Annotated in this window: 5 protein-coding genes; all 5 read left to right on the forward strand. The window is 72.4% G+C overall.

Annotated features, from left to right (window positions below):
- Positions 1-268 precede the first annotated feature (268 nt).
- Entirely contained in the window at positions 269-1363 is a 1095-nt protein-coding gene (gene murG, locus QH283_RS20590) for an undecaprenyldiphospho-muramoylpentapeptide beta-N-acetylglucosaminyltransferase (protein WP_280504620.1), read from the forward strand.
- Positions 1364-1494: 131 nt separating this feature from the next.
- The gene (gene murC / locus QH283_RS20595; RefSeq protein WP_280504621.1) at positions 1495-2934 is read left to right on the forward strand and encodes a UDP-N-acetylmuramate--L-alanine ligase; all 1440 of its coding nucleotides are present in this window, start codon (positions 1495-1497) and stop codon (positions 2932-2934) included.
- Positions 2931-3632 carry a cell division protein FtsQ/DivIB gene (locus tag QH283_RS20600; RefSeq protein ID WP_348538296.1) on the forward strand — a complete coding sequence of 234 codons (702 nt, stop codon included), beginning with the start codon at positions 2931-2933 and terminating at the stop codon, positions 3630-3632. The genes murC and QH283_RS20600 overlap by 4 nt, the downstream gene beginning before the upstream one ends.
- Before the next feature lie 178 nt (positions 3633-3810).
- Complete coding sequence (ftsZ, locus tag QH283_RS20605; protein ID WP_280504618.1) at positions 3811-5076, forward strand: cell division protein FtsZ; 1266 nt, start codon at positions 3811-3813, stop codon at positions 5074-5076.
- 152 nt (positions 5077-5228) lie between these two features.
- The coding region (gene pgeF / locus QH283_RS20610) for a peptidoglycan editing factor PgeF (RefSeq protein ID WP_280504619.1) at positions 5229-5856 on the forward strand (628 nt) is incomplete at its 3' end.

A 5856-nucleotide genomic window follows, 5' to 3' on the forward strand; every position in this document is an offset into this window, starting at 1 on the left:
CAGGGCAGGGGCGGCGGACAGCCCAAGGCGGCGCAGGCGCGCGCCGCGCGGGGCGGCGCGGGCAAGCCTGCGCCGCGCAGGCGGTCGGGGGAGAGCCGGGGGACCAGTTCGGCGCGGGCCACGAGGGCCTGGGAGCCGACCTACCCGATGCCGCACGCGAACGAACGGGGAAGATACAGGTGAGTGACGGGCGACGTGCTCGACGAGCCCGGTGGAGGAGTATCAGGTGACCACGAACGATTCCGGTTCGCTGCCCTCGTCCGCGAGGATGTCGGTGATCGTCGCGGGCGGCGGCACAGCGGGACACATCGAACCGGCTCTCGCGGTCGCCGACGCGCTGCGCAGGCTCGATCCCTCGATCCAGGTGACGGCGCTCGGCACCGAACGCGGTCTGGAGACCAGGCTGGTGCCCGAGCGCGGCTACCCGCTCGAGCTGATCCCGCCGGTGCCGCTGCCGCGCAAGCCGACCCTCGACCTGCTGAAACTGCCTGCCCGGGTGCGGGCCTCGGTGCGCCGCACCCGCGCGATCATCGACGCGGTCGAGGCGGATGTGATCATCGGCTTCGGCGGCTACGTGGCGCTGCCCGCCTATCTCGCGGCGGGCCGGGGGCTGCTGCGGCGCAGGCGCGCGGTGCCGGTCATCGTGCACGAGGCCAACGCCAAGGCGGGCATCGCCAACAAGATCGGCGCGCGGGTGGCGGCGCAGGTGCTGGCCGCGGTGCCGGACTCGGGGCTGCCCGGCGCGCGCGTGGTCGGCATCCCGGTGCGCGAGTCCATCACCACGCTCGACCGTGACGGCCTGCGCAGGGAGGCCCGCGCCCATTTCGGTCTGCCCGGTGAGGGCCCGGTGCTGCTGGTGTTCGGCGGCTCGCAGGGCGCGCGCAGCCTGAACGAGGCGGTATCGGCCGCCGCGCCGCAACTGGCCGCGGCGGGCATCTCGGTGTTGCACGCGCACGGGCCGAAGAACACCCTGGAGGTGCCCGTGGCGACGGGCCAGGCGCGCTACGTGGCGGTGCCGTACCTGTCGCGGATGGACCTGGCCTATGCGGCCGCCGACGCGGTGGTGTGCCGCTCGGGTGCGATGACCGTCGCCGAGGTGTCCGCGGTGGGGCTGCCCGCGTTCTACGTGCCGCTGCCGCACGGCAACGGCGAACAGGAGTTCAACGCCCGCCCGATCGTCACGAAGGGCGGTGGCAGAATCGTTCCCGACCAGGAACTGACCCCGAAGTACGTGATCGACGAGGTGATTCCGCTGCTGCTGGACCGAACCCGGTTGACCGAGATGGGCCGTGCCGCCGCGGGCGCCGGACATCGCGACGCCGCCGACGAGGTGGCACGCATCGCCGTGCGGGCCGCGCTGTGAGCGCCGTGCACGGCACGAACGGCGCCGAGGTCCCCGCCGGGGCGAGCGCGGACGACGTGCTCGGCACCAACGCCGCGGGCGGCGCGAACGATCCGCGCTCGGCCCTGCCGCCGGAGCTGCGCCGGGTGCACATGGTCGGCATCGGCGGCGCGGGCATGTCGGGCATCGCGCGCATCCTGCTCTCGCGCGGCGGTGAGGTCTCCGGCTCCGACGCCAAGGAGAGCCGCGGTGTGCTCGCGCTGCGGGCCCGCGGCGCCCTGGTCCGCATCGGCCACGACGCGGGCGCGCTCGACCTGCTCGACGGCGGCCCCACCGCCGTGGTCACCACCTACGCCGCGATTCCCAAGACCAATCCCGAACTGGTCGAGGCCAATCGCCGCGACATCCCGGTGCTGCTGCGGCCGACCGTGCTGGCCTCGCTCATGCGCGGGCACCGCACCCTGCTGGTGTCGGGCACGCACGGCAAGACCTCGACCACCTCGATGTTGATCGTGGCCCTGCAGCACTGCGGCCTCGATCCCTCCTTCGCCGTGGGCGGCGAGCTCAACGAGGCGGGCACCAACGCCCACCACGGCACCGGCGAGGACTTCGTCGCCGAGGCCGACGAGAGCGACGGCTCGCTGTTGCAGTACGACCCCGATGTCGCGGTGGTCACCAACATCGAGTCCGACCACCTGGACTTCTTCGGCACCGACGCCGCCTACATCCAGGTCTTCGACGATTTCGCCGACCGCCTGACCGAGGGCGGGCTGCTGGTGGTCTGCCTGGACGATCCCGGCTCACGCGCGCTCGCCGAACGCGTCGGGCCCCGGCTGGCCGAGCGCGGTGTGCGCGTACTCGGTTACGGCTCCGGCGAACTCGCCGACGCCCCGGTGCCGGTGGGCGCGCGGCTGCACGACTGGGAGCCGCGCGACGTCGGGGGAGTGGCGCAGTTCCAGCTCGGCGAGGAGACCACGCCGCGTTCGCTGCGGCTGTCGGTGCCGGGCAGGCACATGGCGCTCAACGCGCTCGGCGCACTGCTGGCCGCGCGGGCCACCGGCGCCGACATCGACGAGATCATCCAGGGCCTGGAGGGTTTCGGCGGGGTGCACCGGCGCTTCCAGTTCGTCGGCAGGGAGAACGGCGTGCGCGTCTTGGACGACAACGCCCACCATCCCACCGAGGTGCGGGCGGTGCTCGGCGCCGCGGCCGCGCTGGTCGACCAGGAGGCGCGCGACGGCGCCCGCTCGCGCCGGGGCCGGGTGATCGTGGTCTTCCAGCCGCATCTCTACAGCCGCACCGCCACGTTCGCCGAGGAGTTCGGCGCCGCGCTGAGCCTGGCCGACGAGGTCGTGGTGCTCGATGTCTACGGCGCGCGCGAGGAGCCGCTGCCCGGCGTCAACGGCGCCCTGGTCGCCCAGGCGGTCACCTCGCCGGTGCACTACCAGCCGGACATGTCCCGGGTCGGCCGCCAGGTGGCCGGGCTGGCGCGTGCGGGTGACGTGGTGATCACCATGGGCGCGGGCGATGTCACGATGCTCGGCAGCCAGATCCTCGACGGCCTACGGGCACGGCCCCAGTACGGGCGGTGAGCCGGGTGCGCACCGCGGGTGAACTGCTCGGGCCCGGTGGGTTGCGACGGGTTCGCTGGTGGGCGCTGGCCGGGGTGATCGTGCTCACGGCGCTGCTGTCGATCGCATGGTTCACCCCCGCGCTGGCGGTGCGCACCATCGAGATCAACGGCATCTCGGCCATTCCCGAGGAGCAGGTGCGCGAGCGGCTCGACATCCCGGAGGGGCTGTCGCTGATGCGGATCGACACGGTGGCCATGGCCGAGCGGGTGGCCGCCATCGCCAAGGTCCGCTCGGCGAAGGTGGAGCGGGTCTATCCGTCCACCGTGCGGGTCACCGTGGACGAGCGACGCGCCGTGCTGTGGTTCGACGCGCCGGAGGGGGCGCACCTGCTCGACCGCGACGCGGTGGAGTTCGCCGTCGAACCGCCGCCGATCGGCCTGCCGCAGCTGGTCACCGACCGTCCCGGCGGCGCCGACGAGCTGACGCGCGCGGCGGTGACCGTGGTGAACGCGCTGCCCCCGGCCCTGAACATCCAGGTGGAGCAGGTTCTGGCGCGGTCGATTTCGGACATCTCGTTACGGCTGGCCGACGGACGCACGGTAATGTGGGGCGCAGCGGACGACGCCGAACGCAAGGCGGCGGTGGTGTTGCCGCTGTTGACGCGAGAGGGCACGGTGTTCGACGTTTCGAGTCCGAATCTGGTCACGGTCAAGTGATCGATTCCATCTGCGTTCCGGGGAGATTCTGTTCTCCGTCTCGGCGCGCCTGCGCGCGTATCGCGGCAGCGGCGAATAGCGTTCCGCAGCAGTCGGATACTTGACATAACACTAACCCTATGGTTGAGGTTCAGGGTTTCCGAAATGACAGGCTTGGATCGAAGGAAGGCGAGAGCCCATGACGCCCCCGCACAACTACCTTGCGGTGATCAAGGTCGTCGGTATCGGCGGCGGCGGCGTGAATGCCGTCAACCGGATGATCGAACAGGGACTCAAGGGAGTCGAGTTCATCGCGGTCAATACCGACGCGCAGGCGCTGCTGATGAGCGATGCCGACGTCAAGCTCGACGTCGGCCGTGAGCTCACCCGTGGTCTCGGAGCAGGCGCCGACCCCGAGGTCGGTCGCAAGGCGGCCGAGGACCACAAGGACGAGATCGAAGAGGTGCTCAAGGGCGCCGACATGGTCTTCGTCACCGCGGGTGAGGGCGGCGGCACCGGCACCGGCGGCGCGCCCGTCGTGGCCAGCATCGCGCGCAAGCTCGGCGCGCTGACCATCGGCGTGGTCACCCGGCCGTTCTCCTTCGAGGGCAAGCGGCGCGGCAACCAGGCCGAGGTCGGCATCAACATGCTGCGCGAGTCCTGCGACACGCTCATCGTGATCCCCAACGACCGGCTGCTGCAGCTCGGCGACGCGGCGGTCAGCCTGATGGACGCCTTCCGCTCCGCCGACGAGGTGCTGCTCAACGGTGTGCAGGGCATCACCGATCTGATCACCACCCCCGGTCTGATCAACGTCGACTTCGCCGACGTCAAGAGCGTCATGTCCGGCGCGGGCAGCGCGCTGATGGGCATCGGCTCCTCGCGGGGCGAGGGCCGTTCGGTGAAAGCGGCGGAGGCGGCGATCAACTCGCCGCTGCTCGAGGCCTCCATGGACGGCGCGCACGGCGTGCTGCTGTCGATCGCGGGCGGGTCCGACCTCGGTCTGTTCGAGATCAACGAGGCGGCCTCGCTGGTGCAGGAGGCCGCCCACATCGAGGCCAACATCATCTTCGGCACGGTCATCGACGACTCGCTCGGCGACGAGGTGCGCGTGACCGTCATCGCCGCGGGCTTCGACGGCGGCAGCCCGTCGCGGCGCAGCTTCGACGCGCCGCACACCAGGGGATCGATCGGCTCCGGCCGGGCGGGGGAGATCAGCAGCCGCGCGGGCGAGCTGTCCTCCTCGTCGGCCCCTGCCAGGAGTTCCGAGCCGATGAGCGGGGCCTCGGCCTCGGCGTCCTCCTCGGCGGGCTCGCTCGGCTCGGGGCGGGGCGCTGTCCCGAACTACCGCGACACCGACCGTATGCGGCCGACCGAGCCGACCGTCGCGCACAACAGCCGCTCGCACATCCAGGACGCCGATCCCGACGACGACGTGGACGTGCCGGACTTCATGCGCCGCTGACACGCGCCGCGCCGCCGGTCGTGGCGGCGCACCCCGCGTCGTGGTGAGACCGACGGGCCCGTGGCCGTGCCTGCCGGCAGGCGCGGGCCGCTGACCTGCGTGCCCGCGAACGTTGGTGCGGGCACGCTCGCACGGCTACTACGCTCGGAACCATGACCGCTCCCACGCTGACCGTCCGCCGGGTCACCACCACGCGTGCCGGTGGCTGCTCCGCGCCGCCGTACGACACGTTCAACCTCGGCGACCATGTGGGCGACGACCCGGAAGCCGTGCGGCGCAACCGTCTCCGGCTGGCCGAGGGCATCGGCCTCGCGCCGGATCGGCTGGTCTGGATGGAGCAGATCCACGGCCGCAACGTCGAGGTGGTCGACGGCCCGCGCGCCGAGCCGGTGCCGGCCACCGATGCGCTGGTCACCACCGTGCCCGGTCTGGCGCTGGTCGTGCTGACCGCCGACTGCGTGCCGGTGCTGCTGTCCGACGACGAGGCGGGCGTGATCGCCGCCGTCCACGCGGGCCGCATCGGCGCCCGCATCGGCATCGTGCCGCGCGTGCTGGACACCATGCTCTCCCTCGGCGCCCGTCCCGAACGCATCGGGGCCTTCCTCGGCCCGGCCGCCTCGGGCAGGCAGTACGAGGTGCCCGCCGCCATGCGCGCCGACGTGGAGGCCCACCTGCCCGGCAGCGCCACCACCACGGTGCGCGGAACGCCCGGACTCGACCTGCGCGCGGGTATCCGACGCCAGCTCGTCGAGGCGGGCGTGGGCGGCGTCGCCGAGGACC

Source organism: Nocardia farcinica, assembly GCF_029867845.1.
In the GTDB taxonomy this organism is placed as follows: Bacteria; Actinomycetota; Actinomycetes; order Mycobacteriales; family Mycobacteriaceae; genus Nocardia; species Nocardia farcinica_A.